The 22,968-nt window shown below is 66.9% G+C and carries 22 protein-coding genes; 17 read left to right on the top strand and 5 right to left on the bottom strand.

What is annotated here, in order from left to right:
* Positions 1 to 8: 8 nt before the first annotated feature.
* Genes NUV79_RS09545 through maiA form a run of 5 tightly spaced genes read left to right on the top strand, consistent with a single transcriptional unit; the run spans position 9 to position 4,625 of the window.
* Positions 9 to 1,706 (top strand): FAD-dependent oxidoreductase, encoded by a 1,698-nt coding sequence (locus NUV79_RS09545; RefSeq protein ID WP_257732847.1) that lies wholly within the window; start codon positions 9 to 11, stop codon positions 1,704 to 1,706.
* 13 nt (positions 1,707 to 1,719) lie between these two features.
* Positions 1,720 to 2,340 carry a glutathione S-transferase family protein gene (locus tag NUV79_RS09550; RefSeq protein WP_257732848.1) on the top strand — a complete coding sequence of 207 codons (621 nt, stop codon included), beginning with the start codon at positions 1,720 to 1,722 and terminating at the stop codon, positions 2,338 to 2,340.
* Positions 2,341 to 2,363: 23 nt separating this feature from the next.
* Positions 2,364 to 3,194, top strand: a complete 831-nt coding sequence (locus NUV79_RS09555) for an SDR family NAD(P)-dependent oxidoreductase (protein WP_257732849.1) — start codon at positions 2,364 to 2,366, stop codon at positions 3,192 to 3,194.
* 13 nt (positions 3,195 to 3,207) lie between these two features.
* Complete coding sequence (locus tag NUV79_RS09560) at positions 3,208 to 3,978, top strand: SDR family NAD(P)-dependent oxidoreductase (RefSeq protein WP_257732850.1); 771 nt, start codon at positions 3,208 to 3,210, stop codon at positions 3,976 to 3,978.
* Positions 3,979 to 3,992: 14 nt separating this feature from the next.
* The gene (gene maiA, locus NUV79_RS09565) at positions 3,993 to 4,625 is read left to right on the top strand and encodes a maleylacetoacetate isomerase (RefSeq protein WP_257732852.1); all 633 of its coding nucleotides are present in this window, start codon (positions 3,993 to 3,995) and stop codon (positions 4,623 to 4,625) included.
* A 6-nt stretch (positions 4,626 to 4,631) separates the two neighbouring features.
* Here the strand turns inward: maiA and NUV79_RS09570 are convergent, their stop codons facing one another.
* Together NUV79_RS09570 and NUV79_RS09575 are read right to left on the bottom strand one after the other, a co-directional pair.
* Complete coding sequence (locus NUV79_RS09570; protein WP_257732853.1) at positions 4,632 to 5,414, bottom strand: helix-turn-helix transcriptional regulator; 783 nt, start codon at positions 5,412 to 5,414, stop codon at positions 4,632 to 4,634.
* Positions 5,415 to 5,551: 137 nt separating this feature from the next.
* Positions 5,552 to 6,244, bottom strand: coding sequence for a GntR family transcriptional regulator (locus tag NUV79_RS09575; RefSeq protein ID WP_257732854.1), 693 nt, complete (start codon positions 6,242 to 6,244; stop codon positions 5,552 to 5,554).
* Positions 6,245 to 6,424: 180 nt separating this feature from the next.
* Between NUV79_RS09575 and aroQ (NUV79_RS09580) the strand changes: the two genes are divergently transcribed.
* Complete coding sequence (aroQ, locus tag NUV79_RS09580; RefSeq protein WP_257732855.1) at positions 6,425 to 6,892, top strand: type II 3-dehydroquinate dehydratase; 468 nt, start codon at positions 6,425 to 6,427, stop codon at positions 6,890 to 6,892.
* A 35-nt stretch (positions 6,893 to 6,927) separates the two neighbouring features.
* On the opposite strand, the gene NUV79_RS09585 is transcribed toward aroQ (NUV79_RS09580), so the two are convergent.
* Complete coding sequence (locus tag NUV79_RS09585) at positions 6,928 to 7,593, bottom strand: TetR/AcrR family transcriptional regulator (RefSeq protein WP_257732856.1); 666 nt, start codon at positions 7,591 to 7,593, stop codon at positions 6,928 to 6,930.
* Between the two features lie 223 nt (positions 7,594 to 7,816).
* Here NUV79_RS09585 and NUV79_RS09590 point away from each other — a divergent pair, with 223 nt between their 5' ends.
* The 10 genes from NUV79_RS09590 (at position 7,817) to pcaG (ending at position 16,567) form a co-directional block, all read left to right on the top strand.
* Positions 7,817 to 8,485, top strand: coding sequence for an amino acid ABC transporter permease (locus NUV79_RS09590; protein WP_257732857.1), 669 nt, complete (start codon positions 7,817 to 7,819; stop codon positions 8,483 to 8,485).
* Between the two features lie 7 nt (positions 8,486 to 8,492).
* On the top strand, positions 8,493 to 9,134 hold the full coding sequence (locus tag NUV79_RS09595) for an amino acid ABC transporter permease (RefSeq protein ID WP_257732858.1): 642 nt from the start codon (positions 8,493 to 8,495) through the stop codon (positions 9,132 to 9,134).
* A gap of 48 nt (positions 9,135 to 9,182) precedes the next feature.
* Positions 9,183 to 10,016 (top strand): transporter substrate-binding domain-containing protein, encoded by an 834-nt coding sequence (locus NUV79_RS09600; RefSeq protein WP_257732859.1) that lies wholly within the window; start codon positions 9,183 to 9,185, stop codon positions 10,014 to 10,016.
* Between the two features lie 68 nt (positions 10,017 to 10,084).
* Positions 10,085 to 10,816: an amino acid ABC transporter ATP-binding protein gene (locus NUV79_RS09605; RefSeq protein ID WP_257733037.1), complete on the top strand. Its 732-nt coding sequence runs from the start codon at positions 10,085 to 10,087 to the stop codon at positions 10,814 to 10,816.
* Between the two features lie 46 nt (positions 10,817 to 10,862).
* A complete protein-coding gene (aroQ, locus tag NUV79_RS09610; protein WP_257732860.1) occupies positions 10,863 to 11,312 on the top strand; it encodes a type II 3-dehydroquinate dehydratase in 450 nt (149 codons plus the stop codon).
* An 11-nt stretch (positions 11,313 to 11,323) separates the two neighbouring features.
* Positions 11,324 to 12,388: a Gfo/Idh/MocA family protein gene (locus tag NUV79_RS09615; protein WP_257732861.1), complete on the top strand. Its 1,065-nt coding sequence runs from the start codon at positions 11,324 to 11,326 to the stop codon at positions 12,386 to 12,388.
* A complete protein-coding gene (locus NUV79_RS09620) occupies positions 12,385 to 13,215 on the top strand; it encodes a shikimate dehydrogenase family protein (RefSeq protein ID WP_257732862.1) in 831 nt (276 codons plus the stop codon). The genes NUV79_RS09615 and NUV79_RS09620 overlap by 4 nt, the downstream gene beginning before the upstream one ends.
* A gap of 14 nt (positions 13,216 to 13,229) precedes the next feature.
* Positions 13,230 to 15,137: a bifunctional sugar phosphate isomerase/epimerase/4-hydroxyphenylpyruvate dioxygenase family protein gene (locus NUV79_RS09625; protein WP_257732863.1), complete on the top strand. Its 1,908-nt coding sequence runs from the start codon at positions 13,230 to 13,232 to the stop codon at positions 15,135 to 15,137.
* Between the two features lie 25 nt (positions 15,138 to 15,162).
* A complete protein-coding gene (pcaH, locus tag NUV79_RS09630) occupies positions 15,163 to 15,882 on the top strand; it encodes a protocatechuate 3,4-dioxygenase subunit beta (protein ID WP_257732864.1) in 720 nt (239 codons plus the stop codon).
* On the top strand, positions 15,866 to 16,567 hold the full coding sequence (gene pcaG, locus NUV79_RS09635; RefSeq protein WP_308218177.1) for a protocatechuate 3,4-dioxygenase subunit alpha: 702 nt from the start codon (positions 15,866 to 15,868) through the stop codon (positions 16,565 to 16,567). The genes pcaH and pcaG overlap by 17 nt, the downstream gene beginning before the upstream one ends.
* A gap of 15 nt (positions 16,568 to 16,582) precedes the next feature.
* Here pcaG and mfd read toward each other — a convergent pair whose 3' ends face one another.
* The gene (gene mfd / locus NUV79_RS09640; protein ID WP_257732865.1) at positions 16,583 to 20,131 is read right to left on the bottom strand and encodes a transcription-repair coupling factor; all 3,549 of its coding nucleotides are present in this window, start codon (positions 20,129 to 20,131) and stop codon (positions 16,583 to 16,585) included.
* Between the two features lie 161 nt (positions 20,132 to 20,292).
* Positions 20,293 to 20,589, bottom strand: coding sequence for an FAD assembly factor SdhE (locus NUV79_RS09645; RefSeq protein WP_257732866.1), 297 nt, complete (start codon positions 20,587 to 20,589; stop codon positions 20,293 to 20,295).
* Between the two features lie 157 nt (positions 20,590 to 20,746).
* Here NUV79_RS09645 and recG point away from each other — a divergent pair, with 157 nt between their 5' ends.
* Complete coding sequence (recG, locus tag NUV79_RS09650; protein ID WP_257732867.1) at positions 20,747 to 22,846, top strand: ATP-dependent DNA helicase RecG; 2,100 nt, start codon at positions 20,747 to 20,749, stop codon at positions 22,844 to 22,846.
* Positions 22,847 to 22,968 lie beyond the last annotated feature (122 nt).

Genomic DNA, 22,968 nt, shown 5'->3' on the forward strand with positions numbered 1-22,968 from the left:
ACATGGCGATGAGCGAGAGCTTCGACGAAATCCGCGACGTCGTCGTGATCGGCTCCGGCGCCGGCGGTATGTCGGCGGCGATCACCGCCGCCAAGGCCGGGCTCGACGTGCTGCTGATCGAGAAGAGCGAGTATATCGGCGGGAGCACCGCCGTCTCGGGCGGCGCCATGTGGGTGCCGGAGAACCCGCATGCCGCCAAGGCCGGCCATGCCGATACCCGCGAAGCGGCGATGACCTATCTCGAGGCCGTGCTCGGCAACCGCCTGCGGCCGGACCTGATGCGTGCCTTCCTCGATAACGGCCCGGAGATGGTCCGCTTCTTCGAACGCGAGACGGCGCTGAAATTCGAGGCGCGGGCCTATTCGCCGGACTACCAGCCCGAGCAGCCCGGCGCCTCCAAGGGCGGACGGACGATCGATCCCGCGCCCTATGACGGCAACGAACTCGGCGCCGATTTCGCCCTGCTGCGCCCGCCGCTGAAGGAATTCACCGTGCTTGGCGGCATGATGGTGAACCGCAAGGATATCGACGCGCTGGTCGGCCGCTTCCGCAACTTGGCGAACTTCAAGCATAGCGCGAAGCTGCTGATCCAGTACGGGCTCGACCGCCTGCGCCATCCGCGCGGCGCGCGCCTGCTGATGGGCAATGCGCTTGCGGGACGCCTGCTGAAATCGGCGCGGCAGGCGGGCGTCGACATCCGCACGCAGACGCCGGCCGGCTCGCTAGCCCTCAAGGACGGCTCTGTCATCGGCCTCACCGTCAAGGGCCCACAAGGCGAGCGCCGCATCGGCGCGCGGCGCGGCGTCGTGCTGGCGAGCGGCGGCTTCCCGGCCAATGCCGCGATGCGCGGCGAGCACATGCCGCATGCGGATGTGCATCGCTCGATGGCGCCGAAGACCGATACCGGTGACGGCATCAAGCTAGGTCTCAAAGCCGGCGGCGCCCTGCGCGACGACAATATCGGCGCGGCCTTCTGGACACCGGTCTCGGTGCTGAAAAAGCCGGATGGCAGCGAGGTGCAGTTCCCGCACCTGATCCTCGACCGGGCCAAGCCCGGACTGATCGCGATCGACGGCCAGGGCCGACGCTTCGTCAACGAGGCGACCTCCTATCACGGCTTCGTCGAGGCGATGCATGCGAGCGGCGCCGTACCCGCCTTCCTCGTCTGCGACAGCGATTTCCTGCGCAAGTACGGGCTCGGCCTCGTCCATCCCGGCCTGAAGACCCCCAAAACCTTCGTCGAAGCCGGCTATCTGTTCGAGGGCGAGAGCGTCGCGGCGCTGGCCGGACGCATCGGCGTCCCGGCCGCGGCGCTGGCGGAGGCGGTCGCCGGCATGAATACTGCGGCGCGCTCCGGCGCGGATGCGGCCTTCGGCAAGGGCTCCAGCGAGTATAACCGCTATCTCGGCGACCCCAACCACAAGCCCAATGCCTGCCTCGGGCCGATCGAGACCGCGCCCTTCTATGCCGTGAAGGTCTGGCCCGGCGATATCGGCACCGCGACCGGCCTGACCTGCGACCCGCAGGCGCGCGTGCTCGGCCGCGACGAGAAGCCCGTTGGCGGGCTCTATGCCTGCGGCAACGACATGAACTCGATCATGGCCGGCGCCTATCCCGGCGCCGGCATCACGCTCGGCCCCGCGCTCACCTTCGGCTTCATCGCCGGGCGGGCGCTCGCCGCCGAGCCCGACCGCTTGCCGCGCTGAGAAAGGCACTCCGATGAAGCTCTACCAGTCCGCCACCTCGCCCTTCGTGCTCAAGGTCCGGATCGCCGCCGCCGAGCTCGGCCTCCTCGACCGGATCGAGATGCTCGACGTCTCGCAGGAGTACAAAGCTGGCGGGCCGCTGGCGCGCGAGCAGAACATCATCAAGACCAATCCGCTGGGACAGGTGCCGACCCTGCTGCTCGAAGACGGCTCGACGATCGCCGACAGCCGCGTCATCTGCGAATATCTCGACGGGCTCGGCGGCGGCTCGCTGTTTCCCGCAGAGCCCAAGGCGCGCTGGAACGCCCTGACCGAGCAAAGCTATGGCGACGGCCTGCTCGATGCGGCGCTGGCAGCGCGCTACGAGGGGCTGCTGCGCAGCGAGGAACAGCGCTGGCAGCGTTGGATCGACGGCCAGCTCGCCAAGGTCCATGCCACGCTCGACCTGATCGAGGGCAAGGCCGCCGGCTTCGGCGAGCGCGTCGATATCGGCACGATCACCTTCTATTGCGCGCTGGCCTATCTCGACCTGCGCTTCGCCGACCTGAACTGGCGCGAAGGCCGGCCGCATGCTGCCGCCTGGTTCGCCAAAATCGCCGAACGTCCGGCCTTCGGCGGCCAGAAACTGGGCTGAGGCCGGAACGGCAGGAGGCGGCGATGGGTGCGAATCTCGGGCTTGCCGGCCGGACCGTCCTGATCACCGGCGGCGCTTCCGGCATCGGGCGGGAATGCGCGCTGGCGCTGGCGCGCGAAGGCGCCGCCGTCGCCATTGCCGACGCGAATGAGCAGGGCGCGACCGAGACCGTCTGCGAGATCGCGGCGCTCGGCGCCCGCGCCGTCGTGGCGAGCTTCGATGTGCGCAGCCCGACAGCGACCGAAACCGCAATCGAGGCGATCGAGCGCGATCTCGGCCTGCTGGACGGGTTGATCACCGCCGCCGGCATCTCCCGCCCTGCCCCGGCGACCGAACTCGCCGCCGAAAGCTGGGAAGCGGTGATCGGCGTCAATCTCTCCGGTACTTTCTATTCCTGCCAGGCGGCCGGCCGGCGCATGGTCGCGCGCGGGCGCGGCGCCATCGTCACGATCGGCTCGGTCTCCTCGCTCGGCGGCCAGTCCGGCCGCGCGCATTACTGCGCCTCGAAGGCCGGCGTCGTCGGGCTGACGCGCGACCTCGCGGTCGAATGGGGCTCGCATGGCGTGCGCGTGAACTGCATCGGCCCGAGCGCGACCGATACCCCGATGATCCGCCGCGGCATTCCCGAAAGCTTCGTCTCCGGCGTGATGGAGGACCGCACGCCGCTCGGGCGCCTGGCCCAGCCTTCCGAGGTCGCCTCCGTCTGCCTGTTCCTGCTCTCGGACCTCGCGAGTTACGTCAACGGCGCGCTCATCATGGCCGATGGCGGCGTCTCGGCCGGCTTCTTCACGCGCGGCCATGGCCGCGATTTCTCGTCCAAGGCCCTGCTCGCGCAGGGCATCTACAGCGAATGAACCGGAGACCGACATGAGCAAGCTCGCCCTCGTCACCGGCGCCGGCCGCGGCATCGGCGCGGCCATCGCCCATAAGCTCGCGGCCGATGGCTGGCGGGTCGCCGTCTGCGACCTGACGAAGGAGCCGGCGGCAGCGGTCGCGGCGGCCCTTCCCGGCTCCGGCCATAGCGGCTGGGCGGTCGATGTCTCCGACGAGTCTTCGGTCGAAGCGCTGTTCGATGAGGTCGAGGCCGCTCACGGCCCTGTCACCGGGCTGGTCTGCAATGCCGGCGTGCTCCTGATGGCGGCCGATGGCGAGCGGCCGACCATTTTCGACATGACGCTCGACGACTGGGAGAAAACCCATGCCGTGAACACGCGCGGCGTCTTCCTGAGCATCCGTGCCTATGCGCGCAGGCGCCGGGCACTGCCGGTCGAAGGCGGGCGCGTCACCACCACCAGCTCGGTCGCAGCGGAGCTTGGCGGCTATCGCGGCTCCGCCAGCTATATCTCGTCGAAATCGGCGATCCTCGGCTTCACCAAGGCGATGGCGCGCGAACTCTCGTCGCTCGGCATCACCGTGAACTGCGTCGCGCCGGGCGTGATCGACGCGCCGATGCTCGCCGCGGCAACGCCGCGCTCGGCCGCGCCGAGCTCGATGGATGCGCTGGCGCAGGCGGTGCCGCTCGGCCGGCTCGGCACGCCGGAGGATATCGCCGGGGCCGTGTCTTTCCTGCTCTCCGAGCAGGCCTCCTACGTCACCGGCGCGACGATCGACGTCAATGGCGGCTACCGCATGGCCTGACTGGGGAGACCGACATGATCCTGCACGGCTATTTCCGCTCCTCGGCCGCCTGGCGCACGCGCATCGCCTTTAATCTCAAGGACGTGACGCCGCAGAGCGTGATCCACAACCTGCGCGACGGCGCCCAGAACGAGCCGGCCTATGCCGCGATCAATCAGCAGAAGCTGATCCCGGCGCTGGAGCTCGATGACGGCACCGTGTTGACCCAATCGCTCGCGATTATCGGCTGGCTTGATCGCGAGATGCCGCAGCCGCCGCTCTTTCCGGCTGACAATGCGCTACGCGCCCGCGTCGAGGCCTTCGCGCTGGTGATCGCCTGCGAGACCCATCCCTTCCAGAATCCGAAGATACAGAAGCGCCTGCGCGGCAAGGGCTTTTCGGAAGCGGATGTGCAGGACTGGCTCGCCGCCGCGATGAGCGAGGGCCTGAGCGCCTGCGAACAACTGATCCAGGACCAGCCCGGCCCGTTCTGCTTCGGGGATGCGCCGACCTTGGCCGATATCTGCCTCGTGCCGCAGATCGGCAGCGCGAGGCGCTACGGGATCGACCTTTCGCCCTATCCGAAGCTCGTCGCGATCGACGCGCATTGCGCCACCCTGCCCGCCTTCATCGCGGCAAGGCCCGACCAGCAGCCGGACGCGGTCTGAGCCGGCTCACATCAGGATGCGCATCAGCTCGTTCTGCGAGGAGATGCCGAGCCGCGCATAGGCGCGCTTGCGATAGGTCAGCACGGTATTGATGCCGACGCCGAGTTCGAGCGCGATGCCCTCGGAGGTCAGGCCGGCGGCGACGAGCGCGCAGACGTCCCGCTCGCGCTTCGAGAGTTCCGGCGCGGCCTTTTCCAACCGGGCGTGGAAATCCCGCGCGGCGCCACGACCACCTGCCGGCTTCGTCACCTCGTAATGCCGCCAGAGCGCCGCCATCAGCAGCGGCGCACTCTCGACCAGATTGTCGATTTCCGACTCGCTGAAGCTCTCCTTGCGGCGGCGATAGATGCTGAGCCGCATCGTGCCGGCCTCGCGGCGCTGCAGCAGCGAGAAGCGCTCCGACAAGCCGACCGAGAGATAGCACTCGCTGCGATAGGCCGAGCTTTCGATATCGCCGGCCTTCATCCGCACGCCCCAGCAATCCGCCTCGTCACCATCGTCGAGCGGGATCGCGTTGGCCGGATCGGCGCGCCAGTGCCGAGAGACGTAGCGGCGGGCAATCTCGAGCGCCGGCTGCCCGGAATTGTAGTGGTTCTCAGCCAGGAGCGTATGCACCTCGCCATCGGGGGCGGCGACGAAGGCGGTGACGATCTCGGTGCCGGTGAAGCGCCGGGCAATATCGAATAGACCGCTCGAAAAATCGGAGCGGCCGACGCTTTCGATCACACGCGGCATGGTCGCCAGGATACTGCGCGCGGCTACGGCCTGCTGGATGGCCACAAGCTGCATTCAAACCTCCCGCCGGCCCCTCTTTCGGTCCGGCTTGCAGCCGGCGGCGGAGGCCGTTTCAGGCCTACAGCGTTAACAGTATCCAACTTCGCATGCAAACTTTTGGATGAGGGCGAGACCGGGTGTCGTGGCCGTTGTCAGCCGACCAGCCCGCGCTCCAGCGCCACGTCGATGCAGCCATGGATATGGCCGTGAAGCAGCCGTTGCGCCTTGGCCGCGTCGCGATTGAGCGCGCAGTCGAGCAAGGCCTTGTGGTCCTCGGTCGAGGTCGGCCCCCAGAAGATGAAGAAGACCATCTGGTAGCGCAGATAGCGGTCATAGATGCCGGCATGGAGATCGAGCAGCGCCTTCGAGCCGCAGGCCGAGACCAGCGCCTGATGGAACTCGAAATCGTAGCGTTTCCAGGCCTGCGTGCCGGTTTCGTCGCCGGCAAGCAGGCGCTGCTCCATCCGCGCAAGCTTGTGATGGGCGGCGACGACGCGCCCTTCCCACTCGACATCGCCGGCCTCGAAGGATTGTGCCAGCGCGTTGCTCTCGATCAGCAGGCGCAGGTCGGCGAGTTCCTTGAGGTCCGTCGCCGAACAGGGCGCGACCTGGAAGCCGCGCTGCCCCTCCGCGACGACGAGCCCCTCCGGCGCCAGCCGGTTCAGGATCTCGCGCAAGGTGCTGATGCCGACGCCATAGACCGATTTCAAACGGTCGAGCGGCAGGCGCTGGCCGGGCTGAAGCACGCCGAAGACGATGTCGTGCTTGATGCGCTCATAGGCCTGCTCGCCGGTCGAGAGAACCGGAATCTCCTCGCCGCCGATCTCGAATGCCGCGTCCGTCATATCGCTCAAAACCCCTCGCACGTTCCTGTCAGGAAGCAAGGCTGCCCGCAAGCCTACGCTCACGGCCACACAAATCAACTGATGATCGATGAATTATCAGTTGATCTCTCGTTCATCTTGTATCACGTTCCGCTCACAAGCTACGAGCGAGGCCGGCAGAGCTTCGCCTGGGAGGGTGTCATGGCGGACAAGGAAGCAGCGGCATCGCGCCGGATTTTCATCCTTAACGGCCCCAACCTGAACCTGCTCGGGCAGCGCGAGCCGCATATCTACGGCTCGACCACGCTCAGCGAGATCGGCGAGCGCTGCGAGGCGAAGGCGCATTCGCTCGGTTTCAGCGTTGATTTCCGCCAGACCAATTTCGAGGGCGAGCTGGTCGAGAGCGTGCAGCAGGCGCGGCAGCAGGCCTGCGGCATCATCATCAACCCGGCCGGCTACAGCTTCACATCGGTCGCGCTGCTCGATGCGCTCAGGATGTTCGACGGCCCGAAGATCGAGTTGCACATCTCGAATGTGCATGCGCGCGAGAGCATCTATCACAACTCGCTGGTCTCGCGGACGGCGACCGGCATCATCATCGGCCTGGGCGCTGCCGGCTACGAATTGGCAATCCAGGCGATGGTCGGCCTCGTCGCGGCGCGGAACTGACGGCGGTGCCCTCGCCTGCCCGCCCCCGCGAAGCCTCAGGCGCGCAGCATGCGCAGCACCGTGTCGATCGCGGCGGCGCGGCGGCGTGCCAGCGCCTCGGGCGCGCCCATGTCGTGGCCGAAGACCTGGCGGATACTGGCGCGGTTGGAGACGTTGTAGAAGGCGAGCGCGCTGATCGTCAGGTGGATGTCGAGCGCCTCGATGCCGGGCCGGAACAGCCCTGCCGCCACGCCGCGCTCATAGGCCTCCCGGATCATGTCGATGGCCGAGAGATTGAGCGTCGCGATCCGGTCGGAGGTCGCGAGATGGCGGGCATGGTGGATGTTCTCGACCATGACGAGCCGCACGAAATCCGGATTCTCGGCGTGGTAGTCGAAGGTGAAGCCGGCGAGCAGCGTCATCGCCTCCACCGGCGGCAGGCTGGCGAGATCGAGGCTGCGCTCGAAGCCGCGGATGCGCTCGTACATCTCCTCGAGAACGGCGCGGTAAAGCCCCTCCTTGTCCCCGAAATAATAGTAGATCATCCGCTTGCTGGTCGCGGTCCGGGCCGCGATCTCGTCGACCCGCGCGCCGCTCAGGCCGTTCTCGACGAATTCCTCCTTGGCCACGGCCAGAATGTTGCGGCGGACGCCCTCCGGGTCCTGCGTCCAGGACGCCGGCTTGCGGCCCGTTGCCTTCGGCATCGACGCTGCCTTGCTCATGCTTCACCCGCGAGAAAACCAGCCCGGAAACTAGGGCGAACGCATCAAAATGGACAAGTCGGTACATTGCGCTTGACCAAATGAACTAGATGGTACAATTAACATGTCGTCGGCGGAGCGCAAGCCGACGAGCCTGAAGGCCAAGGCACCCGACGAGAGGTGCCGCGACTACAGACGGGAACCGGATCGACCCCTTCGAGAAGGTCGACCGCCAGGGAGCGCCATGAACTACAAGCTCGATTTCACGCCGGTGATCGACGGGATGCCAGCCCTGCTGATGGGCTGCCTCGGCACCTTCCTGCTCGCGATCAGCGGCATGGCGCTGGCCATCGTCATCGGCATCGGCGGTGTGATCCTGCGCGACTCGAAGGTCGCCCCGGTCCGCTGGCTGGTGAAGGCCTTCGTGGAGGTGATCCGCAACACGCCCTTCCTGGTTCAGATCTTCTTCATCTATTTCGCGCTGCCGCTGGCGGGCCTGCGGCTCGACCCGACGCCCACCGCGATCATCGCGCTCGGCATCAATGGCGGCGCCTATGCCATCGAAATCATCCGCGGCGGCGTCCAGTCTATCGGCAAGGGCCAGATCGAGGCAGGCCTCGCGCTCGGCCTGCACAAGGCCCAGGTCTTCCGCCTGATCGTGCTGAAGCCGGCGCTGAGGGCCATCTTCCCCTCGCTCACCAGCCAGTTCGTGCTGCTGACGCTGACCACCTCCATCGCCTCGGCGATCTCGGCCTATGAACTGACCTCGGTGGCGCAGCGGATCGAATCCGACAGTTTCCGCTCCTTCGAGGTCTACGGCACGATCACGCTGTTCTACCTCGTGATCTCCTGGGTGATGATGCGCTTCTTCGCGGCGATCTCGACCCGTTACTTCAGCTATCCGGTGAAGTGAGGGCGCGATGGGATCGAACGAATTCCTCTTCCTGCTCACCGGCCTGAAATGGACCGTGCTGCTCTCGCTGGTCGGCTTCGTCGGCGGCGGCGTGTTCGGGCTCGCCATCGCATTGATGCGGGTCTCCGGCCGGCCGCTGATGGAGCGGATCACCTCGGGCTATATCGCGCTGTTCCAAGGCACGCCGCTGCTGATGCAGCTCTTCGTGGTCTACTATGGCCTCGCGCTGGTCGGGCTGAAGCTCGATGCCTGGGTCGCCGTCGCGATCGGCTTCACGCTGCATGCCAGCGCCTATCTCGGCGAGATCTGGCGCGGCTCGATCGAGGCCGTGCCCAAGGGCCAGACCGAAGCCGCCAAGGCGTTGAGCCTGAACTATGTCTCGCGCATGCGCGACGTCGTCCTGCCGCAGGCGATCCGCATCTCGCTGCCGGCGACGATCGGCTTCCTCGTCCAGCTCATCAAGGGCACCTCGCTCGCGGCCATCGTCGGCTTCACCGAGCTGACGCGGGCGGGGAACATCGTCTCCAACCAGATCTTCCAGCCGCTCCTCGTCTTCGGGATCGTCGGCATCCTCTACTTCCTGCTGTGCTGGCCGCTCTCGCTCTACGGCTCGCATCTCGAGCGCCGCATGGCCATCGCCGCCCGCTGACCACCCCGTTCACCGCCTGAACCAACCAAACACAAGAGGGAGAGAAACATGACGAAGATGAAGACCACCCGCCGCAGCGTTCTCATCGCCGGTGCCGCCGCGCTTGCGATCCCGGCTGTGCTCGGCACTCCTGCCCTTGCGGTCACCCCGGCCGAGATCAGGGCCAAGGGCAAGATCGTCGTCGGCATCCAGGGCGACAATCCCCCGTGGGGCTTCGTCACCAGCGCCGGCAAGCAGGACGGTCTCGACGCCGATATCGCGACGCTCTTCGCCAAGGAACTCGGCGTGCAGGTCGAGTTCGTGCCGCTCGAGGTCAATAACCGCATCCCGGCCCTGACCACCGGCCGTGTCGACGTGCTGTTCGCGACCATGGCGATGCTGCCGGAGCGCGCCAAGGCCGTGCAGTTCTCCAAGCCTTATGTCGCCAACACCATCGTGTTCATCGGCCCGAAGAAGGACAAGATCACCACCAACGAGGACATGGGCCGCTACACGATCGCCGTCGCCAAGGGCGCGGCGCAGGATACGCAGGTGACCAAGAACGCGCCTGCCAGCACGACGATCCGCCGCTATGACGGCGATGCGCCCTCGATCCAGGCGCTGGTCTCCGGCCAGGTCCAGGCGATCGGCGGCAACATCTTCTACATGCAGCGCATCGAGCAGGCCCGCCCCGGCGAGTTCGAGAACAAGCTCGAATTCCAGAACCTCTACAACGGCGCCTGCACCCGTCTCGGCGAGAAGGAGATCAACGCCGCGATCAACACCTTCATCGACAAGATCAAGGCCAATGGCGAGCTGCAGAAGATCTACGACAAGTGGATGAAGGTGCCGGTGCACAAGTTCCCGGAGAGCCTCGAAGGCATCACCTTCACCGCGAGCTGAGCGCGCGAACAGACGAGGTCAGGGCCATGAACCAGCCAGCCGTCCAGAACGCCGCTTCGGCGGACGCCATGATCGCCATGACGCATGTCGAGAAATGGTATGGCGAGTTCCAGGCCCTGACCGACATCAACCTCTCGGTCCGCAAGGGCGAGCGCATCGTGCTGTGCGGACCGTCGGGCTCGGGCAAGTCGACGCTGATCCGCTGCATCAACCATCTGGAGAACTACCAGAAGGGCGAGATCAGGGTCGGCGGCACGAGGCTCGGCGACGATGCGAAGACCATCGACGCGGTGCGCCGCGAGGTCGGCATGGTCTTCCAGCATTTCAACCTGTTCCCACATATGACCGTGCTGGAGAACTGCATGCTGGCACCGATGCGCTCGCTCGGCGCCAGCAAGGCAGAGGCCGAGGCCACCGCCCGCCAGCTGCTCGGCCGCGTCAAGATTCTGGAACAGGCGGAGAAATATCCGGCCCAGCTTTCCGGCGGCCAGCAGCAGCGCGTCGCGATCGCGCGGGCGCTGTGCATGAAGCCCAAGGTCATGCTCTTCGACGAGCCGACCTCGGCGCTTGACCCCGAGATGGTCAAGGAAGTCCTCGACACCATGATCGGCCTCGCCGAGGAGGGCATGACGATGATCTGCGTCACCCACGAGATGGGCTTCGCCCGGCAGGTGGCGAACCGCGTCATCTTCATGGCCTCCGGCGCGATCGTCGAGGAAGCCCCGCCCGAGGAGTTCTTCCACAACCCGCGCCACGAGCGCACCCGGAAGTTTCTCGGCGAAATCCTCAGCAAGCACTGAAGCTCAGCGTCCGGGATGGCCCGGACGCCTCAACGGAATGCGATCGATGTCCCGCCTCGTCTATGTCCTGAACGGCCCGAACCTGAACCTGCTCGGCAAGCGCCAGCCACACATCTACGGGCACGAGACCCTGGCCGATGTCGAGCGCGACTGCCGCAAGCTCGCCGAGGAGCTGAAGCTGGAACTGCGTTTCCACCAGTCCAACCGCGAATACGAATTGATCGACTGGATTCACGAGGCGCGCGAGGACGGCGCCGGCATCGTGATCAACCCGGCCGCCTTCACGCATACCTCGGTTGCGCTGCTCGACGCGCTCAACACCTTCGAGGGACCGGTGATCGAGTGCCATATCTCGCAGGTGCATAAGCGCGAGGCTTTCCGCCATCACTCCTATGTCTCCATGCGCTCCGACGGCGTGATCGCTGGCTTCGGCACGCAAGGCTATCAGTTGGGCTTAAGGCGCATCGCCAAGCTGATCGACGATCAGGCCGCGTGAGGATTACCCCGATGGCTCCGGTGAAGATCGCGGTGATGGGGGCAGGCCTGATCGGCAAGCGCCACGCCGCCCATGTCCGGGCCGAGCCCGGCGCCGTCCTGTCGGCGATCATCGATCCCGCCCCGGCCGGCAAGGCCTTCGCCGAGGAGATCGGCGTCGCCTGGTATCCGGGTTTCGACGCCCTCCCTGTCGGCGAAAAGCCTGACGGCGTCATCGTCGCGACGCCGAACCAGCTCCATGTCGCCAACGGGCTGGAGCTGGTCGCGGCCGGCGTGCCCATGCTCGTCGAGAAGCCGCTGGCCGACAGCGTCGACAGCGCCCGCAAGCTCGTCCAAGCGGCGGAAGCCGCCAATGTGCCATTGCTGGTCGGCCACCACCGCCGCCACAATCCGATGATCCGCAAGGCGCGCGAGGCGATCGATGCCGGCCGGCTCGGCCGCATCCTGACGCTCAACGGCCAGTTCTGGCTGGTGAAGCCGGATGATTACTTCGACGTCGACTGGCGCCGGCAGGAGGGCGCGGGGCCGATCCTGATCAACCTGATCCACGATATCGACCTGTTCCGCTATCTCTGCGGCGAGATCGTCGGCGTCCAGGCGCTGAGCTCGAACGCCGTACGCGGCAATCCGGCCGAGGAGACCGCCGTCGCCATCCTGCGTTTCGCCAATGGCGCGCTCGGCACGGTCAGCGCCTCCGACACCGTCGTCTCGCCCTGGAGCTGGGAGCTGACGACCGGCGAGAACCCGGCTTATCCGAAACAGGATCAGTCCTGCTATCAGATCGGCGGCACGTTGGGATCGCTGACCATTCCCGCGCTCGAACTCTGGAGCCACAGCGACAAGCGCGGCTGGTGGGAGCCGCTCAGGCGCGAGCGCATCCCCTTCGTGCCTGAGGACCCGTTGCAGGCGCAGGTCCGGCATTTTTGCGCCGTGATCCGTGGCGAAGAAGAACCGCTCGTCTCCGGACGTGAGGGCTTGGCGACGCTCGCCGTCATCGAGGCGGTGAAGCGGGCGGCGCGCAGCGGTGCCCCGGTCGAGATCACCCCGGAGCCGGCCCCTGCGAGGGCTGGCACGTGATCAAGGGCACGACGCGGTTGATCGGCCATCTCGGCTATCCAACCGAGAGCTTCAAGGCGCCGATGATCTACAACCCCTATTTCCAGCGCGAGGGGATCGATGCCGTCGTCGTGCCGATGGGCTGCCGCAGCGAGGACTACCCCGATTTCCTGAAGCTGTTCTTCCGGCTCTCCAACGCCCATGGCGCGCTGGTGACGATGCCGCACAAGGTCACCACGACCGGGCTCGTCGACGTGCTCTCGCCGACCGCCGCAATCGCCGGCGCCTGCAATGCCGTGCGTCTTGAACCAGATGGCCGGCTCAGCGGCGACATGTTCGACGGCGAGGGCTTCGTGCGCGGCGTGCTGCGCAAGGGGCACAAGCTCGCTGGCGCCCGCGCGCTCGTCGTCGGCGCCGGCGGCGTCGGCTCCGCAATCGCTGCCTCCCTGGCAAAGGCCGGCGTCGCAGAGCTCGGTCTCTTCGACATGCAAGCAACGAACGCCGAGGAACTCGGGCAGCGACTGGTCACACACTACCCTGCCCTGCGTGTGGCGACCGGCTCGAACGACCCGGATGGCTTCGACATCGTCGTCAATGCGACGCCGCTCGGCATGAAGCCTGGCGATCCGCTGCCGGTCGACATCTCCCGCCTGCCCGCCTCCGCCTTCGTCGGCGAGGTCGTGATGGCGCAGGAGATCACGCCCTTCCTCGCTGCGGCGCGAGCCCGCGGCTGCGAAGTGCAGGTCGGCACCGACATGCTGTTCGAGCAGATTCCCGCCTATCTGGAATTCTTCGGCCTGCCTTCGACCACGGCCGAGGATTTGCGCGCCGTCGCCAAGCTGGCCTGAGAGGAGGCACTCCCGTGATTCCATCGATCGCCACCGTCTGCGTCTCCGGTACGCTCCAGGAAAAGCTCGAGGCCATCGCCGCCGCCGGCTTCAAGGCGGTCGAGATTTTCGAGAACGACCTGATCGCCTTCCCCGGCTCGCCGACGGAAGTCCGGCGCATCTGCGCCGACCTCGACCTGACCATCGTGACCTGCCAGCCCTTCCGCGATTTCGAGGGCATGCCGGAGGGCCGCCGCCAACGCGTCTTCGACCGGGCCGAGCGCAAGTTCGATCTCTTGCAGGAATTGGGCACCGACCTGCTCTTCGTCTGCTCCAGCGTCTCGCCGGAAGCCCTGCCCGGCATCGACCGGCTCGCCGCCGATTTCGCCGAGCTTGGCGAGCGTGCCGGCCGGCGAGGCCTGCGCGTCGGCTATGAGGCACTGGCCTGGGGGCGGCATGTCTTCGACTATCGCGACGCCTGGGAGATCGTGCGCCGCGCCAACCGGCCGGAGGTCGGGATCGTGCTCGATTCCTTCCATATCCTGGCGCGCGGGCTCGATCTCGCGGCGATCGGCACGATCCCGCGCGACAAGATCGAGATGGTGCAGATGGCCGATGCGCCGCTCTTGCAGATGGACCCGCTCTCCTGGAGCCGGCACTGGCGCTGCCTGCCCGGCCAGGGCGATCTCAACCTTTCCGGCTTCATGCGCGCGCTGGCCGCGACCGGCTATGACGGCGTGCTCTCGCTGGAGATCTTCAACGATCGCTTCCGGGCCGGTTCGGCCCGCTCCGTCGCGCTCGACGGCCATCGCTCGCTGATCTGGCTGCTCGACGAAACCGCGCGGCAGGTCGGCAAGCCGGTGCCAGGCGCGGTGCCGATGCCGCCGCCGGCCCCGGTCGAGGCGGTCGAGTTCATCGAGTTCACGGTGTCGGAGGCGGAGCGGCCAGGTTTCGAGCGTTTGCTGCGGGCGCTTGGCTTCGCGCGTTCGGGCGCACACCGCTCCAAGGATGTCGATCTCTGGCGTCAGGGCGATATCCGCATCGTCCTGAACAGCGAGGCCGACGGCTTCGCCCATAGCTACCAGATCACCCATGGCACCTCGGTCTGCGCGCTCGCCTTGCGCGTGCCGGATGCGCAGGCCGCGATCGCGCGCGCCAAGGCCTTGCTCGACGTGCCCCATGCCGGCGCGATCGGGCCGGACGAGCTCGATATTCCGGCTGTGCGCGGCCTCGGCGGCAGCCTGCTCTATTTCCTCGACCAGGCCTCGGCGCTTGGCCGCTGGGCCGAGGTCGATTTCGAGGCGACCGGCGAAGTCCCGGACGATGCCGGGCTCATCGGCGTCGATCATGTCTCGCAGAGCATGCAGTACGAGGAGATGCTGACCTGGCTTCTGTTCTATTCCTCGCTGTTCGAGACACGGAAGACACCGAGCCAGGCCGTGCTCGACCCCGGCGGCGTGGTGCAGAGCCAGGTGATCGAGAGCGGGCTCGATGGCCGCAACGGCCATGGCTTGAGACTCATCCTGAACGGCTCTCAGAGCCACCGCACGCTCTCGGCCCGCTTCATCACCGATTTCTTCGGCTCCGGCGTGCAGCATATCGCCTTCGCGACCGACGACATCGCCGCGACCGTCAGGCGGCTGGCTGCGAACGGCGTCGCCATGCTACCCATCCCCGAGAACTATTATGACGACCTCGAAGCCCGCTCCGACCTGACGGGCGAGGAGATCGACGCGATGAAGGCGCTGAACATCCTCTATGACAGCGACGCAGGCGGCGCGTTCCGTCAGGCCTATACCCAGACGCTGGATGGCGGTCTGTTCTTCGAGATTGTCCAGCGCGATGGCTATGCAGGCTACGGCGCCGCCAATGCCGGCATCCGGCTCACCGCGCAATCAAGGCTCGCGCGCCCGATCAGCGTTCCCGCACCGAGCCATGGCTAAGAGCCTCTAAGGAGAGAGAAGCCGCATGAGCAGCCTGATCCTTCCCTATGCGGGGCTCGACGCCGGGCAGCCGGCCTCGCTCTCCCCGGATTACCGCTCGACCGTGGCGCGCAGCCCGCGCCAGGCCCCGATCGCGATCCCGCAGACGCTGACCGAAGTGACCGGGCCGACCGACTGGTCGCGCCTGATGGGCCCGGCGATGGCCGACCTCACCGCCCAGCACAAAGCCGAACCTCAGGGCCAGCGCATCGTCGTGACCGGCCGGGTTCTCGACGAGGACGGAAGGCCCGTGCCGAACACCGTCGTCGAGATCTGGCAGGCGAACGCCGCCGGCCGCTATATCCACGCCAAGGACGACTGGCCGGCGCCGCTCGATCCGAATTTCACCGGCGTCGGCCGCGTGATCACCGATGAGCAAGGCCGCTATCGCTATGTCACGATCCGGCCCGGCGCCTATCCCTGGGGCAACCACAAGAATGCCTGGCGCCCGGCCCATATCCATCTCTCGCTGCTCGGCCCGGCCTTCGCGACGCGATTGGTCACGCAGATGTATTTCCCCGACGATCCGCTGATCGAGATCGACCCGATCGCGAATGCCGTGCCGATGCCCTATCGCCAGCGCATGGTCTCGCGCTTCGATATCGGCACCACCGAGCCGAACTGGGCGCTGGGCTATGTCTTCGACATCGTGCTCAAGGGCCGCTACCAGACGCCGTTCGAGGACGAGCATGACGACGACCACTGATCTGGAAACCCGCAACGCCGCGCCGCGGCAGGACAGCCAGGACCCGTCGATCTTCGGCCAGACGCCGTGGCAGACGGTCGGCCCCTATTTCCATTACGGCCTGCCCTGGAAGGGCGGCGCCGATCTGGTCGGCCGTTCCGACATGGGCGCGCGGCCCGACCTGATGCCGCCAGAGCATTTCCTGCTCTCGGGCTCGAATGTCTCAGGTCAACCTGAGGGTGAGGTCATCGCGCTTGCCGGCTGCGTCTACGACGCCGATGGCAAGCCGATCGAGGACGCGATGATCGAGATCTGGCAGGCGAACGCGAACGGCCGCTATGCCAGCCCGAGCGACGATCGCGCCGATGTCGCACTCGACCGGCATTTCGTCGGCTTCGGCCGCGCCTCGACCGACAAGCAAGGCGTCTATCGCTTCCGCACGATCCGCCCCGGCCGCGTGCCAGGCCCCGGCAACAGCCTGCAGGCGCCGCATATCGCGCTCTCGGTCTTCGGCCGCGGCCTGCTCAAACGCTTACCGACACGGCTCTATTTCGCCGATGGCGAGGGCAACGAGACCGACCCGATCCTCGCCCTCGTGCCCGAGGCGCGCCGCCACACCCTGATCGCCCAGCGCAAGCCGGACGGCACCTGGTGGCTCGACATCAACCTCGCGGGTGAGAACGAGACGGTGTTCTTCGATATGTAGGTGAAAGGCGGCCGCTCAGGCCGCCTTCTTCCGTTCCGCGATCCGCGCGAGATCCGTCAGCAAACGGCGTGTCGCCTTCAAGCGCTGCTCGACCGTCTCGAAATCGTCGATGAAGACGACGCGCATGTCGGGGCGCACCTTGGCCAGCGTGCCCTGCTTGGCGACGAAGCCGACCAGCCCTTCCGGATTGGCGAATTCGTTGTTGCGGAAGGCGACGATGATGCCCTTCGGCCCGGCCTCGACCTTCTCGACATTGGCGCGCTTGCAGAGCGCCTTGATCGCCACGATCTCCAGAAGCTGGTTGACCTCCTCCGGCAGCGGGCCGAAACGATCGACCAGCTCGGCGCCGAACGATTGCAACTCGGCATCGTCGTCCATGGTCGAGAGGCGCTTGTAGAGGGTCAGCCTCAGCGTCAGGTCGGCGACATAATGCTCGGGGATCATGACCGGCGCGCCAACCTGGATCGCCGGCGACCATTGCGTCTCGGTCTCGAACTCGATGCCGGCCTTGAGCGCCGCCACCGCCTCCTCCAGCATCTGCTGGTAGAGCTCGTAGCCGACCTCCTTGATATGGCCGGACTGCTCGTCGCCGAGCAGGTTGCCGGCGCCTCTGATGTCGAGGTCGTGGCTGGCGAGCTGGAAGCCGGCGCCCAACGTGTCGAGCGATTGCAGCACCTTCAGCCGCTTCTCGGCCTGCTCGGTCAGCTTGCGGTTCGCCGGCACGGTGAAGAGCGCATAGGCGCGCGTCTTCGAGCGGCCGACGCGCCCCCGGAGCTGATAGAGCTGGGCGAGGCCGAACATATCGGCGCGGTGGACGATCAGCGTGTTGGCGGTCGGGATATCGAGACCGGATTCGACGATCGTGGTCGAGAGCAGGATGTCGTACTGGCCCTCGTAGAAGGCCGTCATGACGTCTTCCAGCGTGCCCGCCGCCATCTGGCCATGGGCGATGCCGACCTTGCACTCCGGCACCTGCTTGTCGAGGAAGTCCTTGACGTCGGCGATGTCCTCGATGCGCGGCACGACATAGAAGGAGCGCCCGCCGCGATAGCGCTCGCGCAGCAGCGCTTCGCGCACGATCAGCGGATCGAAGGGCGTGACGAAGGTACGGACTGCCAGGCGATCCACCGGCGGCGTCGCGATGATCGAAAGCTCGCGCACGCCGGTCATGGCGAGCTGGAGCGTGCGCGGGATCGGGGTCGCCGAGAGCGTCAGCATATGCACCTCGGCGCGCAATTCCTTCAGCTTCTCCTTATGGGCGACGCCGAAATGCTGCTCCTCGTCAACGATGACGAGGCCGAGATCCTTGAAGTCGACGCCCTTGCCGAGCAGCGCATGCGTGCCGACAACGATGTCCATCGTGCCGTCCTTGGCGCCCTGCTTCACCGCCTTGAGATCGGCCGAGCCGACGAAGCGCGAGGCCTGCCCGACATGGACTGGCAAGCCGGCAAAGCGATCGGCGAAATTGCGGTAGTGCTGGCGCGCGAGCAGCGTGGTCGGCACGACGACCGCGACTTGCTTGCCGTTGAGCGCGGCGGCGAAGGCGGCGCGCAGCGCCACTTCCGTCTTGCCGAAGCCGACATCGCCGCAGACGAGCCGGTCCATCGGGCGCCCAGCGGCGAGATCGTCGAGCACCGCGTCGATGGTGTTCTGCTGATCCTCGGTTTCCTCATAGGGGAAGCGGGCGCAGAACTCGTCATAGACGCCGGCGGGCGGGATCAGGCGCGGCGCATCCTTGAGCGCGCGGGCCGCCGCGATCTGGATGAGCTTTCCGGCCATCTCGCGGATGCGCTGCTTGAGCTTGGCCTTGCGCGCCTGCCAGCCACCGCCGCCGAGCCGGTCGAGCTGGACCTCGGTATCCTCGGAGCCGTAGCGCGACAGAAGCTCGATATTCTCGACCGGCAGGAACAGCTTGGAATCGCCGGCATAATGGATTTCAAGGCAGTCATGCGGCGCACCGGCCGCCGTGATCGTCTGCAGGCCGATGAAGCGGCCGATGCCGTGGTCGACATGGACGACGAGATCGCCCGGCGCGAGCGAGGACAGCTCCGCGATGAAATCCTGCGGGCGCTTGGTCTTGCGGCGCGGGCGGACGAGGCGGTCGCCCAGAATATCCTGCTCGCCGATGACGGCGAGGCGCCCGGCCTCGAAGCCGGTCTCGAAACCCCAGACCGCGAGCGCGATCGTGCCGGGCTTGAGATCGAAGGCGGCGCGTAGCGAGCCCGTCAATTGCGTGCTCTTCAGGCCGTGATCGGCCAGAACATGCGCCAGGCGCTCGCGCGAACCCTCCGACCAGGCTGCGAGGATGACGCGCTTGCCCTCGACCTCCAGCGCCTTCACATGCGCCACGGCGGCATCGAACACGCCGCCGGCATCGGCGGTGCGCTCGGCCGCGAAGCTGCGGCCCTGCTTGCCGCCGAGATCGAGGATCAGCTTGCCTTCGCTGTCCGGTAGCTGGAACGGCGTCATGCTGGCGACACCGGAGACATCGATCACCGCGCGCCAGTCGGCCGGCGAGAGATAGAGCGCGTCCGGCGGCAATGGCTTGTAGGGAATACCGCCGCCCCCGCCCTGCTCCAGCGCGGCCTTGCGGGCGTCGTAATAGTCCTTGATCAGGCTGATGCGTTCGCCGACCGCATCCTCGGCCTGATGGTCGAGCACAACAGGAACGTCGGGCAGATAGGTGAAGAGCGTATCGAGCTTTTCCGCCAGCAGCGGCAGCCAGTGCTCCAGACCGGCCGGACGGCGGCCCTCGCTGACGGCTTCATAGAGCGTGTCGTCGCGGCCTGGCGTCCCGAAGGTCGAGATATAGGACTGGCGAAAGCGGCGGATGCTTTCGCTCGTCATCTGCGCTTCGGACATCGGCACGAGGTCGAGCCCGCGCAATTGCCCGGTGGTGCGCTGCGTCTCCGGATCGAAGGTGCGGATCGATTCCAGCGTGTCGCCGAAGAAGTCGAGCCGGATCGGCGCCGGCATGCCCGGCGGGAACAGGTCGACGATGCCGCCGCGCACAGCGAATTCGCCGGTCTCGCGCACGGTCGAGGTCCGCAGATAGCCGTTGATGTCGAGCCAGCGCGCCAGTTGTTCGGTATCGACCACGTTGCCGGGCGCGGCCGAGAAGCTCTCCGAGGCGACCTTGCCGAAAGCGGGTACGCGCTGGAGTGCGGCGTTGACGGTGGTCAGCAGCAGGCGCGGCCGCTCGCCCGACTTGGTCTTGGCAAGGCGCGACAGCGTCGTCATCCGGTGCGCGACGATGGCAGGCGCGGGAGAGACACGGTCATAAGGCTGGCAATCCCAGGCCGGAAAGCTCATCACCTCCAGATCGGGCGCGACAAATTGCAGCGCGTTTTCAAGCACCTGCAGGCGCTGGCCATCACGCGCGATGAAGACGAGCAGCGCCGGCCCCTCCGCCTTCTTGGCGCGGGCGCGGGTCAGGTCGGCAAGGACGACGGCGTCGAAACCATCCGGCACGCCGGCAAGCGTCGGCTTGTCGCCGCGGTTCAGCGCATCGAGCAGGCGATCGAGCTGCGGCTTGGCGATCTGGGACGGGGGAGGAATGCTCATCGAAGTCGTCGTTTTCTCAATTACCTGAGGTCATCCCGGACAAGCCGCGAAGCGGCGCCGATCCGGGATCCATGCCTGAACCTCTATCGGCAGCGTTCCGGAATAGATCCCGGGTCTGCGCTTCGCTCCGCGCGGGATGACAGCGCGCACTTCATCGGTGCTCACACATGAATCGGCTTGTCGTGTGTATGGAAGGCCTTGAGCTTGCGGAACAGTTCCGTGTCGTAATTCGCGGGCACCGGCGCCTCTCCGGTCACCCAGCTCAGCAGGTCGCGGTCCAGCACCTCGATCAGCCGCTCGAACTCGTCGAGCTCGGCATCGCTGAAACCGGCGATGGCGTCGTCGGCGAAGCGGCCCATGATCAGGTCCATTTCGCGCATGCCGCGATGCCAGGCGCGGAACAGGATCTTGCGGCGGCGCGGGTCGAGATCGGCGCTGGAGCGGGTCGAGCCGGACATGGGAACCTCGGGCAAAAACCTTGGGGGATGGCGCAATGATCATAGGGCCGGCCCCGTCGCGGAGCCTGCCTGAGCAGGCTATATAGCGACGCAACCTGGCGAAGTCAGCGGCGAAGCGGCCGCGATCTTCGCGCTCCTGACAGTTTCGCGAGACGTCTTGCGCCCTTCGATCCTCGATCCGCTCTTCGCCCCCGTCACGACGCTGTCCGGCGTCGGGCCGAAGCTCGGCAAGGTTCTGGACCGCTTCCTCGGCGACGAGACGCGGCCTGCACGCGTCGTCGACCTGCTATTCCAGCTCCCGACCGGCGCGGTCGACCGGCGGCCGAGCCCCTCGATCGCGGATACGCCGATCGGCGATGTCGCGACCTTCACCGCCCGCGTCAGCGAGCATCGCCCCGCGCCCGCCGGCAAGAAGGCGCCCTATCGCATCATCGTCGAGGACGAGACCGGCGACGTCACGCTCGTCTTCTTCCATGCCGATTCCCGGCATCTGGCGCAGACCCTGCCGATCGGCGCCTATCGCCTGATCTCGGGCAAGCTCGAACTCTGGGAGGGCATGCGCCAGATGGTGCATCCCGAGCGCATCCTCGATCCCAAGCTCGCGGCGACGCTGCCGGCCTTCGAGCCGGTCTACCCGCTGACCGAGGGCATCGGCCAGCGCATGATGATGCGGACCGTGCAGGCGGCGGCCGAACGCTGTCCGGAGATGCCGGAGTGGCAGGACCCGGCCTTTCTCGCCCGGAGCGACTTCCCTTCGTTCCATCACGCAGTCGAGGCGCTGCACCATCCGCTCGATCGCAAGGCCGCCGAGGGTGACACCGTCGCAAGGCGCCGCATCGGCTATGACGAATTGCTCGCAAGCCAGATCGCACTCGCGCTCGTTCGCCGCCAGCAGAAGAAGATTGCCGGACGCGCTACCACGGGTGACGGAGGCTTGCGCTACCGCATCCAGTCCGCCCTGCCCTTCGAGTTGACCGAGGGCCAGCGCAAGGCGATCGCCGATATCCATTCCGATATGGCCAAGCCCGAAAAGATGCTGCGCCTGCTCCAGGGCGATGTCGGCTCCGGCAAGACCGTGGTGGCGCTGATGGCCATGGCTGCCGCCGCCGAAGCCGGGCGCCAGTCGGTCCTGATGGCACCGACCGAAATTCTCGCCCGCCAGCATGCCGAGCGCTTGGCGCCGCTGGCGGAGAAGGCCGGCCTGAAGCTCGCTTTGCTCACCGGCCGCGAGAAAGGCGCCGGGCGCAAGCAGGTGCTCAGCGGTCTGGCCGATGGCTCGATCGACATCGCGGTCGGCACCCATGCGCTGTTCCAGGAGGGCGTCGCCTTCCATGATCTCGCGCTCGCCGTCGTCGACGAGCAGCATCGCTTCGGCGTGCACCAGCGCCTGCTGCTCGGCTCCAAGGGCGAGGCTGTCGACGTGCTGGTCATGACCGCGACGCCGATCCCGCGCACGCTCTCGCTGACATGGTTCGGCGATATGGATATCTCGATCCTCTCCGAGAAGCCGGCGGGCCGGAAGCCAATCGTCACCCGCGCTGTCTCCTCCGAGCGCTATGACGAGGTCGTCGGCGCGATCGGCCGGGCGGTCGAAAGCGGCGCGCAGGCCTATTGGGTCTGCCCGCTCGTGCAGGAATCCGACACGCTCGACGTCGCGGCCGCGCAGGAGCGCTACGACGCGCTGCGCGAAATCTTCGGCGACAAGGTCGGCCTGCTCCACGGCCAGATGCCCGGCCGCGAGAAGGATGCCGCCATGGCTGCCTTCGTCGCCGGCGAAACCCGGATCCTCGTCTCGACCACGGTGATCGAGGTCGGCGTCGACGTACCCAATGCCAGCGTCATGGTGATCGAGCATGCCGAGCGCTTCGGTCTCGCCCAGCTCCACCAGTTGCGCGGGCGCATCGGACGCGGGCAGGCCGCCTCGACCTGCCTCTTGCTCTACAAGGGGCCGCTCGGCCCGGTCGCCGAGGCGCGGCTGACTATCATGCGCGAGACCGAGGACGGCTTCCGCATCGCCGAGGAGGATTTGCGACTGCGTGGCGAGGGCGAGGTGCTCGGCACCAAGCAGTCGGGCTCGCCGGACTGGCGCATTGCCCGCCCCGAGATCGACGGCGACCTGCTGGCGGCAGCGCGCGACGATGCGCGCCTCCTGATCGAGCGCGACCCGCATCTGGAGACGCCGCGCGGCCAGGCGATCCGCGTGCTGCTCTACCTGTTCGAGCGCGACGTCGCGATCCGGCTGCTGCGGGCGGGCTGATCGCTGCTGTCACGGCTTCGTCGCCAGGCGCCTAGCAATGGCGCCCTGACGCTGCCAGGAGCAATCCTGATCAAGCGAGCCCTCGCTTGCTCGTCCAGTGTCGCGCCACTTCGTGGAGAGAA

Source organism: Allobosea sp. 47.2.35 (assembly GCF_024655635.1).
GTDB lineage: Bacteria > Pseudomonadota > Alphaproteobacteria > Rhizobiales > Beijerinckiaceae > Allobosea.